At 36.7% G+C, this 17214-nt stretch carries 14 protein-coding genes and 4 pseudogenes; 8 read left to right on the top strand and 10 right to left on the bottom strand.

Annotation, left to right across the window (positions count from 1 at the left end; all coding sequences use genetic code 11):
- The first annotated feature begins 45 nt into the window (after window positions 1-45).
- From G399_RS0118095 to G399_RS0118085, 3 genes are read left to right on the top strand one after another with little or no spacing between them, the layout of a single operon-like run.
- Window positions 46-1509, top strand: a complete 1464-nt coding sequence (locus tag G399_RS0118095; RefSeq protein WP_006010938.1) for a RimK family protein — start codon at window positions 46-48, stop codon at window positions 1507-1509.
- A complete protein-coding gene (locus tag G399_RS0118090) occupies window positions 1499-2719 on the top strand; it encodes a GNAT family N-acetyltransferase/peptidase C39 family protein (protein WP_006010937.1) in 1221 nt (406 codons plus the stop codon). Before G399_RS0118095 ends, G399_RS0118090 begins: the two co-directional genes overlap by 11 nt.
- Window position 2720: 1 nt before the next feature.
- Window positions 2721-3506, top strand: coding sequence for an RMD1 family protein (locus G399_RS0118085; protein WP_006010936.1), 786 nt, complete (start codon window positions 2721-2723; stop codon window positions 3504-3506).
- A gap of 18 nt (window positions 3507-3524) precedes the next feature.
- Here G399_RS0118085 and G399_RS22675 read toward each other — a convergent pair whose 3' ends face one another.
- The 3 genes and pseudogenes from G399_RS22675 to G399_RS0118080 all read right to left on the bottom strand — a co-directional run bounded on the left by G399_RS22675 (window position 3525) and on the right by G399_RS0118080 (window position 5119).
- The gene (locus G399_RS22675; RefSeq protein WP_425304086.1) at window positions 3525-3674 is read right to left on the bottom strand and encodes a sulfotransferase; all 150 of its coding nucleotides are present in this window, start codon (window positions 3672-3674) and stop codon (window positions 3525-3527) included.
- 99 nt (window positions 3675-3773) lie between these two features.
- A pseudogene (locus tag G399_RS23040) lies at window positions 3774-3934 on the bottom strand (transposase); the annotation flags it as partial.
- 144 nt (window positions 3935-4078) lie between these two features.
- Window positions 4079-5119: an NADP-dependent oxidoreductase gene (locus G399_RS0118080; protein ID WP_026843866.1), complete on the bottom strand. Its 1041-nt coding sequence runs from the start codon at window positions 5117-5119 to the stop codon at window positions 4079-4081.
- A 170-nt stretch (window positions 5120-5289) separates the two neighbouring features.
- Between G399_RS0118080 and G399_RS0118075 the strand changes: the two genes are divergently transcribed.
- Together G399_RS0118075 and G399_RS0118070 are read left to right on the top strand one after the other, a co-directional pair.
- Window positions 5290-6522 (top strand): cytochrome P450, encoded by a 1233-nt coding sequence (locus G399_RS0118075; RefSeq protein ID WP_006010934.1) that lies wholly within the window; start codon window positions 5290-5292, stop codon window positions 6520-6522.
- A 15-nt stretch (window positions 6523-6537) separates the two neighbouring features.
- Window positions 6538-7287, top strand: coding sequence for an SDR family NAD(P)-dependent oxidoreductase (locus tag G399_RS0118070; protein ID WP_006010933.1), 750 nt, complete (start codon window positions 6538-6540; stop codon window positions 7285-7287).
- 395 nt (window positions 7288-7682) lie between these two features.
- Here the strand turns inward: G399_RS0118070 and G399_RS0118065 are convergent, their stop codons facing one another.
- From G399_RS0118065 to G399_RS0118040, 7 genes and pseudogenes are all read right to left on the bottom strand, one after another.
- Window positions 7683-8630, bottom strand: coding sequence for an alpha/beta hydrolase (locus G399_RS0118065; RefSeq protein ID WP_006010932.1), 948 nt, complete (start codon window positions 8628-8630; stop codon window positions 7683-7685).
- A 68-nt stretch (window positions 8631-8698) separates the two neighbouring features.
- Window positions 8699-9316, bottom strand: a pseudogene (locus tag G399_RS22670) (SDR family oxidoreductase).
- Between the two features lie 170 nt (window positions 9317-9486).
- The gene (locus G399_RS0118055) at window positions 9487-10245 is read right to left on the bottom strand and encodes an SDR family NAD(P)-dependent oxidoreductase (protein ID WP_006010928.1); all 759 of its coding nucleotides are present in this window, start codon (window positions 10243-10245) and stop codon (window positions 9487-9489) included.
- Window positions 10242-11042, bottom strand: coding sequence for an SDR family NAD(P)-dependent oxidoreductase (locus G399_RS0118050; RefSeq protein WP_006010927.1), 801 nt, complete (start codon window positions 11040-11042; stop codon window positions 10242-10244). Before G399_RS0118050 ends, G399_RS0118055 begins: the two co-directional genes overlap by 4 nt.
- Window positions 11043-11255: 213 nt before the next feature.
- On the bottom strand, window positions 11256-11456 hold the full coding sequence (locus G399_RS23090; protein ID WP_211229871.1) for an ATP-binding protein: 201 nt from the start codon (window positions 11454-11456) through the stop codon (window positions 11256-11258).
- A gap of 258 nt (window positions 11457-11714) precedes the next feature.
- A pseudogene (locus G399_RS23085) lies at window positions 11715-11885 on the bottom strand (IS21 family transposase); the annotation flags it as partial.
- A gap of 331 nt (window positions 11886-12216) precedes the next feature.
- Window positions 12217-14532, bottom strand: coding sequence for a TonB-dependent receptor (locus G399_RS0118040; protein WP_006010923.1), 2316 nt, complete (start codon window positions 14530-14532; stop codon window positions 12217-12219).
- Window positions 14533-15085: 553 nt separating this feature from the next.
- Here G399_RS0118040 and G399_RS0118035 point away from each other — a divergent pair.
- From G399_RS0118035 to G399_RS22665, 3 genes and pseudogenes are all read left to right on the top strand, one after another.
- Entirely contained in the window at window positions 15086-15508 is a 423-nt protein-coding gene (locus G399_RS0118035) for a Zn-ribbon domain-containing OB-fold protein (protein ID WP_006011525.1), read from the top strand.
- A gap of 11 nt (window positions 15509-15519) precedes the next feature.
- Window positions 15520-16674 (top strand): thiolase family protein, encoded by a 1155-nt coding sequence (locus G399_RS0118030; protein WP_006011524.1) that lies wholly within the window; start codon window positions 15520-15522, stop codon window positions 16672-16674.
- 104 nt (window positions 16675-16778) lie between these two features.
- Window positions 16779-17117 (top strand): annotated as a pseudogene (locus G399_RS22665) (DUF4277 domain-containing protein).
- Window positions 17118-17214: the final 97 nt, after the last annotated feature.

The raw sequence follows: 17214 nt of genomic DNA, 5'->3' as shown, positions 1-17214 counted from the left end.
CGCGCGATGTTAAGCCCGTAATTTTACTTATACTTGGAAGCAAAAATGATAACGACATTAATTGTTGTTGACTCGCCGAATGAATTTAGTCAATTAGATTTACATGATTGTGAAGTAATTGATTTTGATAGGTATTTATCTGAATTCCCTAAACGTGATGAAGGCAAAATGCGTGTCATTAATTTGTGTGCCACGGACAGATATTTGAGTAAAGGATATTATTGTTCGCTTTTAGCTGAAGCAAGAACACACAAAGTATTACCTAGCGTCAATACCATAAATGATTTGATTATTGAGAGCCAAGAACAATCTTTGCAGATGAAGACTATTACACTACCAAAAGCCTTGAGTGATGAAGTGCAGGATGGTAGCCACTGTGACGTGTTTTTCGGTAGCACAAAATCAGCCTCTATGGCCCCCATTGCAAAGTTCGCCTTTGAACGTTTCCCTGCGCCGTTCTTAAGTGTGTCGGTAATTAAACAAGCCAATGCAACTGTCATGACTGTGGGCTTTGGTGATTGGCAGTCAGCTGAAAATAATGACAAGACCGAATTGGCGAAAGCATTACATGACTATATGTTAAAAACGTGGCGACGGGGCAGTAAAAGAAAACAGGCGCGTTGGGACATGGCTATTTTGTGTAATGAAAACGAAGCTACGCCGCCAAGCGATGCAAAAGCGATTAAGCATTTTATAAAAGCGGCAAAACTTGTTGGTATTAATGCGGAAGTTATTAACTCAACGCAAGCGACCAATATTGCGCATTATGACGCACTATTTATACGTGAAACCACCGCTATCAATCACCCAACTTACCATATTGCTCGTAAAGCCGAGCAAGAAGGTCTGGTGGTGATGGACGATGCCACGAGTATTTTAAAATGCTGCAACAAAGTATTCTTACATGACGCTTTTAGCTATCACAAAGTACCCTCGCCACGCAGTCATTTTGTGTCAGATAACGAGATGCTAACCTGTGAAAAATTAGCTGAAGATTTTGGGTTTCCCATGGTATTAAAACTGCCAGAGAGTTCATTTTCTATGGGCGTATTTAAGGTTAAAGATATTCAAGAACTTAAGCTCAAGCTAGAAAAAATGCTGAATGAGTCGGCACTAGTGTTAGTACAAGAATACATTTTTACCGAATTTGATTGGCGAATTGGCGTCTTAAACGGTCGTCCTATTTACGCTTGCCGCTATCATATGGCCAGAGGCCACTGGCAAATTTACAACCATGATTCAAAAACCAATACAACCGGCGGTTTTGAAACATTGCCAACGTTTGAAGTACCAAAACCGGTGCTCGATGCTGCCGTTAAAGCCTGTTCAATGATTGGTAAGAGCTTGTACGGTGTTGATATTAAACAAGCTAATGGCAAAGTTTATGTCATTGAGGTAAACGACAACCCGAGTATTGAGTCAAAAGTAGAAGATTTATATCTTGGCAAGGAATTGTACATGATTATTATGCAAGAATTTGCTAACAGGTTGGAAGCACGTGGCCGCTAACGCCGAGGTCGTTGATTTGCATGATATGCAGTTGCGAATAGCCGCTATTCAAGATTTAGATGCTTTAGAACGTATCGAGCTTGCGTGTTTTGACAATGATAGGTTGTCGCGCAGGCGCATGAGTTATTGGATAAAAGCAGACAATGGTATTTTAGTTTTAGCCCAAAAGGCGGCTGAAGTGGTCGGTTATGGTCTGGTTATTTTGCGTAAAGGTAGTCGCTCAGCACGCTTATATTCACTTGCTGTGCTGCCCAAAGCTAGAGGTTACAGTATTGCACCAGCGTTGTTGCTTAAGCTTGAAGCGTTAGCGTTAACGGAGCAACGTTTGTTTATGCGCTTGGAAGTAGCCGAGGATAACCTCGGTGCCATAAAAATGTATAAAAAGTTGGGCTATCGTAAGTTTGGCATTTATCGTCAGTATTATGAAACTGGTGCCGATGCCTTGCGGTTTCAAAAAGCCATACAACAAACCACGATGGCCGACAATATTGGCTATTACCCGTGGTACAAGCAAACCACCGAATTTACCTGTGGTCCAAGCGCTTTGATGATGGCGATGAAGTATTTGCATAAAAATACCCGATTTGATCAAGCCACCGAAATCGATATTTGGCGCCATGCAACGACTATTTTTATGACATCAGGACATGGTGGTTGCCACCCATTAGGACTTGCATTAGCAGCTCGTAAACGTGGATTTGAAGTTGCAGTTTATTCAACACAAGTTAATGATTTGTTTGTTGATGGGGTTCGCAGTGAGCATAAAAAATCAATTATGCGCATTGTAGAACAAGACTTTATAGAGAAAGCCACTGAAGCGAATGTGCGGGTACATAAAAATGAAATACAACTATCGCAGATTGAAAAAGCACTGGCTAAAGGTTTCGCTGTTATTTGTCTTATTAGTACTTATCAATTTGACGGTAAAAAAACGCCACACTGGGTGGCCATTACCCATGCTGATGACAGGTGCTTATATTTGCATGACCCTGATGGTAGCGAAGGTTTCTACAATAAAACAGGCACTAGGCTGGATGGCAATAGTCAAAGCGATGCAGGGGAAAGTGAAGATATTGATTTGGACTATCAGCATTTACCGATTTTAAAAGAAGATTTTGCATCACTTTCGGTTTTTGGAAAAAGCAAATTAAGAACTTGCTTAGTTATAAAGTCAGGCAAACAAAAAAATGAATCCATAAGAGAGGGATGAAATGAGTTTTTTCAATAACAACGCAGAAATTATCTTATTTGCAGCGCAAATTGATTTGGACCAAGTCAAAACGCAGTTTGAAAAACTATTTATTGTGCAAAGGTACCGCGATGCAGTGCACATCGAAATGCCCAAAGGTCACTTTTTTATTTTTGATTATGGGGTATTGGTGGCGTGGGGAGTTAACCCTGCAAAACAAGATCAATATCTGACCGTTCTAAAACACATCGCTAAAGGAGTAAATCCCGCGCAAACAGACAGATATGAGTTTGTTAAAGCAGGCAAAGAATCCAGTCAGTTAGTCATTGTGGATAACCAGCTCTCGTTGCCTAATGTGCAGGTTGATAGTTTGTTAACCTTGAGTCATGCTTTTGCTCAGTCAGCCAAATTGCAGTATTTTGAGATACTGGCCGAGCATACAATTAGTAATAATCAGTATTTGATTAATACCTTGTCACAAACTGGTAAGCTTCCCTTAAGTCGCAGAGCGTTAGCCAAATTGAGAGGCCTACTATTGCAAACAAGAAGTGACATTATGTTGCATTACCGCGTGTTGGACACACCTGAATTTTTTGGGGATTTCCCTGTGGTGGAACACTTGTATTTGAGCTTATCAAGATACTTAGAACTTAAACCAAGAATTGAATTGTTAAATCTAAAACTGCAGACTATGCATGATCTATATGACATGTTGGCGGCCGAGCAAAACCACAAGCATTTATCGTTTTTGGGATCGATAGTTATTATTTTGATTGCGACAGAAATTGGGCTCTTCTTTTTCGGATAATGTGTGTTGTATTAATCACTAACTATCAGCAAACTGTCGCGTCAGATGAATGATTTTTGCGTGTGGAAATAAGTTCTTAAATAAGCCGATAGATTGAAAGTTAGCAGGCAGTTTATCAATCACAAATGGCGTGCTTAATGGCCTTTTCTTAATCGCATCTGCATAAATATTAATCGTACAAAGCGTGTTTCTATTTTGATGTGGGAGAGGGTGCTGGGCAGGCAGTTTTATCTTTGTTTCAAGACGTTTTACTTGCGTTTTCTAGTGTCGAATTTCTTCTTGCTCTGGTGTTGGTTTGCCGTTGCCACAAAAAGCGTGTCCATCATTATTATCAGATTATTTTAACCAACGGCCAAAATGTTAGGATTAACACCTAAAGTTCCAGACGCTTGAGCCTAGGAATAATGTTTTTCAACAACTAATACTATGGCATCGAGCTTAAATTATTTTGGTTGTTTTTTACGTTTTTTATTTTCTATCCCAGTTAAGTTTATTAACTCTTAACTGGAATAGTTGGATCTATTAAACCCCGTTAATATTCAAATATATATTTTTTAAGAATGCTTTATAAATCAAAGCTTAACCATTAATTTTCCATTATTTGTACCATCAAATAATTTTAAAAACACCTCAGGAATGTTTTCAAAACCGTATTCAATATGTACTTTATTTTTAATTTTTCCTTCAGACAGCCAAGTACCTAATTCAATTGCAGCACTGTCCATTTGATCTACATAATCACGAATTAAAAATCCCTTCATAGTTGCTGATTTGACAACTAATTGCCACAAATTAGAAGGGCCTGGCAGTTCTTGAGAACTGTTATACTGAGCAATCATGCCACAAATAACAATACGAGCTTTTTCAGCAATATTATCGAGTACTGATTCTAAAATATATCCACCCACATTTTCAAAGTATATATCGATACCGTTAGGGCAAACCTCATTCAACCGTTTAGATAAGCTATCTCTGTTTGAAAATGTTTTATAGTTAATTGCTTCATCAAAGCCATATTCATCTTTTAACACATTGCATTTTTCATCACTTCCTGCAATACCTATAACTTTACAACCTTTGATCTTACCAATTTGACCTACGATAGAGCCTACAGCACCAGCTGCACTTGATATTACAAGGGTATCTCCACTTTTAGGCTGTCCTAATTCAAGTAAACCAAAATAAGCTGTCATACCAGTAGCACCGAGTACTGAAATAAGGCATTCGTGTGGAATACCCAGATTCTTTGGCATTTTTGTAGCAAAAGAATGTATGTGTCTTACTGTATTTAAGCAGGTATATTCTTCCCACGCATTTAAACCAAGTACTAAATCACCCACGTCATAATCTGGATTTTTACTCGCTATCACAGTACTTAATGTACTTGAACGTATTGGATCTCCGAGCTTGATTGGAGGCATATAACTTTCCTCACTTTCACTCATCCAGCCCCTGATAGCAGGATCTAAAGAAATAAAGTCATTTTTCATTAAAAACGACCCTTCTTCCAGGGGTTTTACGACAGATTCTGTTAATTCGTAATTGTCTCTACAAGGTATTCCTTTGGGCCTAGACTTTAGGATAAATTGCTTATTTTTTTTTGGTAATTGCATGTTTTTCCCCGATAGTTATGAATTTCATATAATGGATAAATTCATTTAGTTAAACCAATTAAATGCATGGGTTTGATGATAACATGGTGTTATAAAACAATCAATCTTGACTGTTTTTTAAGTATGTGCTTTACTAAACCATTCTAAGAATAAAATATAGATAAAATATTATGGGTCCACTAGACGAAATAAATTTTTTAGCACCAGAAATAGTACAAAACCCTTTTGAGGCAAATTCATTAGCTCGTAAATATGCTCCAATATATAAAGTACCTCAAATGGATAATACGTATATGGTATTTTCTTACGAACATATATGTGAGATTAACGCCCAACCTCTTTTGTATTCGAGTAAATCAAGTAGCCCATTATTAGGTAAGTCACTGAAAAATAAAGATTGTATAAAAATATATGATGAAGGTTGGCCTCAATCAGCTACTCTTCTAACAAACGATCCTCCTTCTCATGAAAGATTTAGAAAACTTGTAAATACTGCATTTACGTTTGCAAAAGTAAAAAGAATGGAATCAAGTATGGAATCAATTTCAAACAAATTGATTGATTCTTTTATTTCACAAAAGAGCTGTGAATTTATATCACAGTTTTCGGTTCCTATGCCTGTAAAAATTATTGGAGACCAATTAGGAATACCAGAAAGTGACCATTTTTTAGTTAAAGAATGGTCTGACGCATTTATTGATTTAATTGGAAGTATGCGTTCTGATGAAGAAGATATTGCTAATGCGAAAAGGGTCGTAGAATTTCAGCATAAAATGAAATCTTATCTAGATGAACGATTAATAACACCAACTAATGATATGTTATCAGATTTGGCTCATGCTAAAACAGATGATGGTGTATCATTAAAAACCTCAGAGTTATTAAATGTAGCACAACAATTATTGGTAGCTGGGAATGAAACCACTACAAACCTCATGTCGGGTGGCTTATTATTATTGCTTCAAAACCCAGATCAGATGGCAATAGTTAAAGACGATCGTACCTTAATACCCAACATGATAGAAGAAATGCTAAGGTTAGAAAGCCCAAGCAACACTATGTGGCGAACCTCAACGGCAGACAGTGAAATTAATGGTATAAATATACCAAAAGGATCAACTGTATTGCTAAGATATGGCTCCGCTAATCGTGATGAAAAGGTTTTTGAAAACCCTGATAAATTTGACGTACAACGAAAATTTACCAAAAAGCATTTGGCTTTCGGACATGGAATTCATACCTGTATCGGGGCTATGCTTTCAAGAAAAGAATCTGCTGTGGCGTTTAATTTATTATTAGATAGATTAGATAATATAACTCTCGATGCAAACAAAAATGACTTAAAACGTTTACCTAATTTATTATTACGTGGATTAGAAAAACTATATATTAACTTTGATTAAGAAGTATGTGAAATTATGTCTAATAATAAAACAGTATTAATAACTGGCGCAGCTTCAGGAATTGGATTCAATATTGCAAAGGTTTTTTATAATGCAGGTTATCAAGTTGTTATGACAGATAAAGATCCTGAGCTATTGTATCAATCTGCAAAAAAAGTAGGCGTTGATGTTATTTCTTTAATTCTTGATGTAACAAGTAAAAAGCAATGGACATCAACAATTGATGAAATAGTAAAGCAAACTGGGAAATTAAACTGTTTAATTAATAATGCTGGGATTGGAAGCCCAAATGATATTGAAAAAATTTGTGAAAAACATTGGGATATGACGTTAGACATTAATTTAAAGGGAGTAATGTGGGGCTGTCATTTTGGCTTAAAAGAAATAAAGCAACATGGTGGGAGTATAATAAATATTTCTTCTATTATGGGTAAAAAGCCAATGTCAAATATACCTGCTTATGCTGCTAGTAAGGCAGGTGTAATAAGCCTCACTAAAACGATGGCACTTTGGGCCGCAGAAAATAATTATCCCGTAAGGTGTAATACAATATTACCTGGTTTTACACGAACTGCGATGATGGATCAAGCCCTTAAAGATAGTGATGACCCTGAGTCTTTGTTGTCTGGTTTTAAAAAATTAAGCCCAATAAATGACTTAGTAAGTACGCAAAGTATTGCTGAAATGGCACTTTTTTTAGATTCTGATAAAGCACAACATATTACAGGTGCTGAATTTGTTGTAGATGGTGGATATTGCATATAAATTATATGCAATAAAAATCAATTATTTCATCCAAAATAATGTAATAGTATTTTTGCTTTTATTCCCAATAGCCGGCTATTTAACAGTCAGGTGCCTGCTCATGGTGCGTATTTCGGTAAAAACGTCAGTCATTTCGGTTTTACCCGGTCGCTTTATAACGCTATTTTTCAAGGAACCAGTGTGCGGATTGAACCGAAATGGTAGGCCGGTTTCGACCGAAACATGCACCATGGGACGACGCTAAGCTATAGGTCGGATTACCGGACGTTTACGAAATTTTGCAGCCCATACATAACTCCTTTATGACGCTGGTACAAATCTAGGATGAGCGCTCAATTAACGGTATGTGCGTTTGGCGAGACGCTCACAAATATTCAATTAATAGTTAATAATTTTTATAAAATACCTAGCCATTGTATACTTTGTTCATAAGCTCTATTAACGATATCTAAGTCTCCGAAGGTATCAAAACCATGAACCGTACCTAGATAACAGATGGAGTGACATTCTACATTTGCATCTACTAGAAATTGAGCATAAATTTCAGCTCCATCCTTTAAAGGATCATGTTCACAACTTATTAAAAAACATTGAGGTAAACCATCAAATCTATTAGCTTTAACTGGGACAGCATTACAATTATCGTCTAATTCGCCTAAATAATATTGCCACATATGATTTACATTATGAGTATTCCATACAAATGCATGATGTCCATTTTTCATAGATTCGGTATCACGATTGTTATCGAGTGCGGGATACCAAAAAAACTGTAACTTTAACCAATCTAAATCTTTATCTCTACACAATAAACAAATCGATGCTGCTATCGCTGCACCAGCACTTACACCAGATATACCTAAGCGTTTAATATCTAAGCCAATATATTCACCATGTGTTTGTAACCAACTTAATACTGAAAAACCATCATAAATGGCTGTAGGGTAGGGTGATTCAGGTGACAATCGATATTCAACATTAATAATACACATTTGTAACGCTTCGGCTAATCGTGCACATCGTTCAGAGTCAGTATTAATGTCACCAAGTATAAAGCCACCACCGTGAAAATGAACGAGTCCTGGTAGTTTTATATGGTTGTTATTAGGCTTAAATACTTTTATGCGTATTGAGTATTTGTCATAAATATTCGTCACTAAATAATCGCATATTTTAACATCATAATTTTTGACATCATCATGCAAATCATCCCCCACGAATTTACGATAGCTATTTCTGAGTTTATTAACGTCTTTCGTGTCTAACTTAGGTATCAATGATGCTATATCTAAAACACCAGCGGCGTAATTTAGTTTGTCTCTATCATTTATATAAGTGGTCATGTGGATATCGGTTACCTATTACGAGAAAATAGTTAAAGGGTTCCTCACACCAATTATCTGAGGATGTATCAATTACTATCTATACTGGATGTTATTTCAGAAACTAATGGATTTCTTTTTAATGTTAAACCACCGCTAACTTGGATATTTTGGCTCGTTATAAAACAGTTCTCATCAGCTAAAAACAAAGTCGTGCGAGCAATATCTTCGCTAATTCCAATTCGTCCTAAAACGTATTCTTTTACAAATGCACTTTCTAATCCGGGTAAACTGGCACTATCAGCTGTCATAGATGTATCAGTTAATCCGGGTGAAATAGAATTAGCCCGTATACTTTTGTTACCAAATTCATTAGCTATACATAGCACAACATGATCTATTCCTGCTTTGGTGCCCATGTAAGCAGCATAGTTTACTTACATAATGCTTGCAGTAGCTGATGATATTTGAATTATTGCGGCCCCATTTTTCATTAAAGGAATGCATGCCTTAAATAATTTAAATGGGCCTTTAAATTGTATGTTAACAATATCAGTTAAATTACTGTCTTTCATACCCAAAGAGGGAACAGAAACACCGTAACCAGAAGCTTGAATTATTACGTCAATATGTCCTAATTTTTCATCTATTGTTTTTGCTAGATTTTTAAACTCTATTTCAGATGAAATATCACAAGGTATCGACATAGCATTATTGTATTCACTAAACTTTTAAAGCTTTTGATTACTACGTCCTGAAATAATTACATTATTACCCTGATCTATAAAAGCATTAGCGATTATCTGACCCATATTACCTGGTTTAGATGCTCCCATAACCAATATATTTTTCTGCTTCTCAAACATAATTGAACTTTTTAGTCAGCACCACGGCCACAGTCTATTTTTACAGCAGTACCTGTTATATATCTTGCTTGATCTGACATAAAGAATACGATGGCGTCAGAAATATGCTTTGGTACACATAATTCTTTGTATGGCTGAGTATCTATAAAATATTGTTTTGTTTCGGGATTGTCACCAAACCGATCTGCCAACATACTATTCCAAACAGGTCCTGGCGCTAAAGATAATACTCTAACCTTGTCTTTAGCAGCTTCAAGTGCAGCTACATTTCCTAGCTGGATTGCTGCGGCTTTACTAGTGCAGTATGCAACACAATGTTCATGGCCGACTAAACCGGATAAAGATGCATTATTTAAAACCACCCCCTTTTTATTTTTTCTCATAATAGGGAGTATGTGTTTTAATCCAAGAAAAATACTATTCACATTAAGGTTCATTATCGATTCAAAGCTATCTAGCGTTAGATCTTCTATTGGGCCAACCTCAAAAGTTCCCGCATTATTGAGTAAACCATCGAGATCCGGTAAAAATGTCTGACTGTATTTTGCTAAATTAATCCAATCCTCCTCATTAGTTACATCTTGTTTGAAGAATTTTACATGCTGAGATATTTCTTTTGCATGCTTTAATACGGCATCTGATCGTGTTTTATCTCGGCCTGTGAATACAACATGTGCGCCCTCCTTTAAGCAACGATAAACTGCATCTTCTCCAATGCCACTTGTCCCACCAGTTATAATAATACCTTTTCCTAATAATCTGTTACTCATAAGCTGACTCCTGTTAAACCTGCTGACCAACCACCATCTATGGTTATCTCTGCCCCAGTTATAATTTCTGATTCCTCAGAGAGTAAAAAAGCGACAGCCGGAGATATATCCTCAGGTAAACCGTACTCTCCAAAAGGAATAGGTAAGGTATCCTGTTCATATTCATCAAAAAACTCAGCACCAAAGCCATCTATAGTCATTTCAGTTTTGATAGTTCCAGGGTTAATAGAATTTATTCTGATCCGCTCACCATTGTTGCCACATTCGACAGCAATCGATTTTGTCATATTCCTAACAGCTGCTTTTGAAGCACAATAAGCACCCATATCTTTGATAGCTAATAATCCTGCAAGGGAAGCTAAGTTAACTATAGAGCCCGTTGGTTTTTGATTGTCTTTTGCCTGCTCCCTAAAGAAAGATATGGCATATTTAACGCCTAAGAAAACTCCAGACACATTTACCTTCATAACTCGATTAAACGCATCCAGAGATGTTTCTTCTATTGGTGCTTTAAAAAATATCCCTGCATTATTAACAAGGCCATCTAGTCGATTAAAATTAATCCTCACAAAATTCATTGCTTCTTTCCAATCATTTTCTTGAGTAACATCAAGACTAAGTGAATAAGCTCTACCCCCTTGTTTGTTTAATTCATCAACTCGTTTTTGAACATCATCTTTTTTTAAATCTGAGGCAATAACAATAGCCCCTTCTCTACATAAATAATTTGATATTTCTGCACCGATACCGCTAGCGGCACCAGTAACTAAAATAACCTTATCTTTAATGCCGTCCATTATTGATCCTTTATAAATATACTGGTCGCAAGCGACCTATTTTTAAAACAAATCCAGCTGGTCTAAGTTGATTTCTTTAGGGTCTTATTCTACCAGTTGGTTTTGAACATGTTTTCTAACAACTTCTTCTGTCATAGCGCGTCAAGCAACTTGACCGGTTGCCACTGTTTTATTTCTTTTTTTAATTGCTGTTTTTCTTCTGTAATTATCTCCTCATAATCGAACAATATGTGCGTGATGAACCAGTCTGTCGATTGCCGCGACAGTCATAGTGACGTCAGTAAATAACGTATCCCAGTCTTCGAATGACTGATTTGAGGTGATGATTAAACGATGTCTTTCGTAGCGATGGGCAATCAGCTCGAACACGGACGCTGGTTTCTTGCTCTGTTTTGCCTCTTGGAGCTGCTGCATCAAGGCGCTAGCAGAGTAGGCACGGTTAATGTTAATGTTACTGGTGCACCTGACGCGCACATGTTCTTGTGAGTAATTGACGCTCTTACAGGCAGGTAAGGTTTGTAATCGTCGCTGCTCTTCTTTGAATTTATTTGCGATTCGTTTATTGTGCCTAGCGCTGACACTTCCAACAGACGCTTCATAATCCGCGCAACAATTAAAATCAAATGGGCCTCGCACTCTAAGTGCTTGCTCAACTTGATATTTAACATGGCGATTACTCGACTCAATCGCGCCATTCCCATGCGCTACACCTCGATTATTGCGCTTAGCAATAAAGCCATAATGCGCGATTAACTCTTCATAACGAGCTGTAAAATCTTCAAGCGTGCCATTGTTTTTATACGCGGCACTCAAGCTGTCAGTGCGCACTTCTTGGAGTACACCTTTACGTTTAGCTTTTTTGAGTTGATGACGCTCATTTTCAATACGCCGAGCAGTGCTGACGGAGACGCTCGCTTTACTGGCGACGATTTCTTGCATGGAATCTTTTCGTAGCTTCATATATAACCTGACTTGTCTTTCTGTAATGTGAGTTCTCGACACTGATTTTCCTCCGAATTTCAATGTCGAGCCTTAACAGATCCGACCGGTCAAGATGATTGCCGCTGACGGTTCACGTTGATTGTCGCTTAATATTCTGTAGCATTTCTTTGATTTTTCATGGGCTGGATAGCATTTACTCGGGGCTTACCCCCCGAGATTTACGTTATGCTAGTTAAAATTCAACACCCAAAGTTATGCCAAAAGTACGGCCCACTTCTTTATCACCAAAATGGTATGCACCTCCATCAAATTTACGGAAGACTCTACCATGACTCTGGGTAATGTTATCCCCAAAGATTGATACCTTAACATTGTCAAATGTCGCATTGATTGACACGTCCAATTGATCATGACCTTCAATCTGATCACGACCTTGATTGAGTGAATCAAACAATGGAGTTACCCAGAATTTATCGGTATATTTATAATTAGCAGTCAATACCAATTCATTCCCTGATATTTCAAAGAAATAATCTGCTCCTAAAGAAAATGTGTAATCAGGGGCAAAACGATAATGTCGCTGGTCGGCTACGTTAATTTCACTTCCATTAGGACCTTCAGGTGCATTGTATTTATCATATTCTGCATCTAAAAGACCTAAAGCTGAATTGATTATTAAGTCTAAAGTTGGAGAATATCGAATTTCAAGCTCTAAGCCTTTTACTGTAGCTGATGCTCCATTCTCGACTTTCGAAGTTGTACTAGAAGTGCCAAAAACATCCGTATAAGCAATTGTAAAATCTTCTTGCTTATCCTTATAATCCATATAAAAAACAGTACCGTTAATTCTAAGAGAATTATCTAACCACTCACTTCTAAAGCCTGTTTCATAGCTGTTTAATACTTCAGGCTCAAAAGTGCCAATAGCAGTTTCAGTTGCTGCTCGACCTACCCAACCGCCGCTTCTGAAACCTTGTGAATAAGAAGCATATGCCATAAGGTCATCTGTAATTTTATAATCTACAGATACTCTAGGTGTCAGTTTTGACCAATCTTCTTTAGGATCAACGCAAGGTTCATAACTAGAAGAAGGATTTGGACATTCATAAGCTATCCTCTCATCTGTCGGATCTGCTGGGTTACGCTCGAGCCTATTAATCGAAAATTCTTTTTCTTCCACGGTATATCTTAGGCCTACAGCTAATCTAAGCTTTGGCGATATTTCATAGTTAACCTCAGAAAAAGCAGCAAAAGCGTTTAATTTTTGATTAACAAAAGACTTGAAGACTTCAGAGCCAAAGAAGATACCTGTTTGTGGCTGCATAGAATATTCTGATTCAAAATAATATAAACCACTTACAAAGTTAATTGGACCACTGTAGTCACTTGATAATCTTATTTCTTGACTCAGTTGGTCATATTCTTGTTGTCTGTCTACTACGAATACACCTACAGATCCTAATAAATCTGGAATACCAGTAACTTCGCCAATAAGCCTATCTTTTACATCTTGATAGCCTGTAATTGATTCGAATGTTAATTCATCATTAATATCAACTGAGACATTAAGACTCCAAAGATCGCTTTGTATAGAAGCAGTGAATGGACTATTCGAAAAATCGACATCATTATCATCATAATCGTAACCTTTAGTAGCAGCTAATTCGGCAGTACCAGATTGACATGAAGTATTACCTAATGCGGGGACAGCTGCAGGTAATCCAAAACAGAATAAGTTATTGCTTCCGCTAAGGTTTACTATTTGAGGATAATTTGAGTTATCGTCTACCTTGTCATAAGCAAGAATTATTTCTACTTCATCAGTTGGTGTATATAAGATTTTAGCGGCTAACGTTAATTGGTCGAGTCCATCTTCATGTTGACCTGTATAGAAGTTTTTGGTGAACAAATCGTTTTGATTTTTGAAAACGGAAAACTTTGCTGCTAATTGATCGTTAAGCATGCCAGTGTTAAATACTGCTTTTACATGCGTCGCATTATAAGAACCGTAACCAATTTCTGCTTTTAGACCGAGTTCTTCTGTTGGTTTTTTACGTTTTATGTTTATAACACCACCCATCGTATTCCGACCAAAGAGTGTACCTTGCGGTCCACGTAATATTTCAATTGAGGAAACATCAAACATATCTGCCATGGCACCAACACCCGTACCAAAAAAGACACCATCGACAGATACCCCTACTGCTGGTTCAAATGTTCTCTCAACCTCTGCATAGCTAATACCACGAATACCGGCCGTAATTGCGCCACCACCAAATTGCATTTTTCCTAATTCAACATTTGGTGCAAATTTATCTAGTGATTCAATTTTGATGTTATGAGAACGCTCTATTTGCTTAGCAGTCATAACCGTTACAGCGACTGGAACGTCTTGAAGTGGTTCAACCCGTCTACGTGCTTCTACTGTTATAACTTCAACTTCGACTTTAGTTTCTGCCTGGTCAGTTTCTTGCGCCACTGCTACTGTACTTGCACTAAGTAGTAGTCCTTGTATCAGCAAGCTTAACGTGTTTTTTTTAGTTTTCATTATCAACGCCTTGTTATTAAGTTGCTATTGATATATCAGTAGAATATAAAAATAGCATGTCGGTTATAAGTACAAACAATATTCTTATACAACCAACAGCAAATATAACCCGATATATTTCCTAATTAGCTCTATTGTTTAATGCACCTCTACTTCTTAAAATATCTATTTATTATAAATATCAGTTAAAATTTATTCTTAATTTAATTAAGTAAGTTTTTAATATAAAAACCCAAAATTTTACAACTTATTAACTTACTGTTAATCAAGTTAAATCATTTAAAGACAATACGCAACAAAATAAAAAACAGTACTGCCTGAATATAATTTGTTTTGCAGAGTTAAAAATATTATAGTTATTGATATTATATTTTCAGTTAATCTACTTATTAATGGAGTTATGCGAATAACATAACTCCATTAATAAATAACTATTAATATTAAATACAATAGGTTATACAAAAAGTATTTGTCTATTAAATTATCCTTTATTTCAATATTAAAGATAAAAATAAAAACGTTACTATAAATCTCTAAATAAAAAAGGGCTAAGATGAATAAATTTATTGATAATAAAATACTAAGCGGAGACAAAAATCAATTCACATTGCTCGCTGGCCACTGTCAAATATGCAGTAGATTATACTTTCCTACATTACTAAACTGTTCCGTATGCGAAACAGATCTGAAAGAATATAAACTACCAAAAAAAGGTACTATTTGGAGCTGGACCACCCAGCATTTTCAACCCAAAAACCCACCTTATGACGATAAGCAAGGAATAGAAAGTTTCCAACCCTTTTGCCTAGGTATCATCGATTTAAATAACGAATTAAGAATAACGGCAAAACTCATTGACGTCACAACAGAGGATATATATATCAATATGCCTGTTGAATTAGTTCAATTACCGTTTAAAAGTTTTAGAAATGGAAATGATGTAACAACGTTTGCCTTTCAGCCGATTAAAAAATAAAGGAGAAAATCATGAAAAACGATATATATATAATAGGAGTTGGTTTACATAAATTTGGTAGAACGCCTGATAAAACAGGATTAGAACAAGCAAAATCAGCCGTTAATAAGGCATTAAAAGATTCTAAACTTAAATGGCAAGATTTAGATTTTGCTGTTGGAGGCAGTCAAGATGCCGGCAATGCAGATTCTCTCATAAATAAAATGGGAGCGACGGGTTTACCATTTATCAATGTTTTTAATGGATGTGCAACTGGTGGCAGTGCAATGATAACAGGCATGAACTCCATATTAGCTGGTCAAGGAAGCTTAGGGCTTATTGTTGGATTTGATAAACATGACCCTGGTGCTTTTCGTGTCGATCTTGATAAATGGGATTTACCGCAATGGTATGGAGATATGGGCTTTGCCCTCACTACACAATTTTTTGCTACTAAGATAAATCGCTATATGCATGATCATAATATTAGTGAATCTTCCCTTGTGAGGGTCGCTATGAAAGCATTTAAAAATGGCAATCTTAATGAAAATGCGTGGAGAACAAAAATTTTAAGTTACGATGATATTAAAAGCTCAATTATGATAAATCACCCGTTAACAAAGTATATGTTTTGTTCTCCTTCTGAAGGTGCCGCAGCGTTGATTATTTGTAACGAAGAAGTAGCAAATAGATATCCTTCAAATCAAAAAATCAAAATAAAGGCTTGTAGCTTTAAATCAAGAAGAGAAGGTACATTCGAAGTTTTTCAGCCTAGCTATCAACCTCACATGGTTAATACTGTCACCAAAGATGCAGCATTAGATGCATTTAATAAAGCAAACATTTCTCCTGAAGAAATTGATATTGCCCAAATTCAGGATACAGAAAGCGGCGCCGAAATTATGCATATGGCTGAACTTGGTTTATGTGAGGATGGGGAGCAAGAACAACTTCTTGCAAATAATGAAACACATATCAACGGCAAACTACCTATAAATACTGACGGTGGTTGTTTGGCAAATGGAGAGCCCGTTGGTGCATCTGGACTTCGTCAGATTATAGAAAATGTAATTCAGTTACGTGGCCAAGCAGGCAAGAGACAGACAAAAAATCCTCGTCTGGCGTTAAGTCAAGTTTATGGTGCTCCAGGGATCAGTTGTGTCAGTATTTTAGAAAAAGTGCAATAAATCATAAGATAAGACTCTATTAATAGAGTCTTATCAAATAATATATACAAACTACAGCTTTTCATGGTTTTGAGCACAATATCACCTCAACTTTCGAGGGCGATATGACAATAAGAATTAAGCGGTTAGACCACTATGGCATAGTTGCCGGCGTTCTTGACGACTTAAACATAGTGTCCTTGCCAGATAAACACTTGCTGCAGGATGACAAGCAAGAAATCCACCCCGGTGAGGCGATTAAGGGCACTATAATGAATGGCCTCGGTTTTTTCAAATCGACCCTTGTCGCTTAGCCCTCAGTTTTTGCCAATCTTCCGATAGAACACTTATTTCGTGAAGGCGTTAATGCGTTTCACTTTAACCGTAACAGGTTAGGGCGAACACTTGACCGCTTATCTGACGAAATCACTTTTAAACCTGAAGTATTAAATTGCCTTTGCTAACGATGCAGGGTGGAGAGGCCAATGCCTTTTTGCTCTGCAAACTTTCTAACTGACAAACTACTTTATTTAACGGGGCTTATTTAATATTGCTTTTTTG

It is taken from the genome of Brumicola pallidula DSM 14239 = ACAM 615, assembly GCF_000428905.1.
GTDB lineage: Bacteria > Pseudomonadota > Gammaproteobacteria > Enterobacterales > Alteromonadaceae > Glaciecola > Glaciecola pallidula.
The sequence above is the reverse complement of the archived record's forward strand: the minus strand, read 5'-3'. Positions and strand labels throughout refer to the sequence as shown.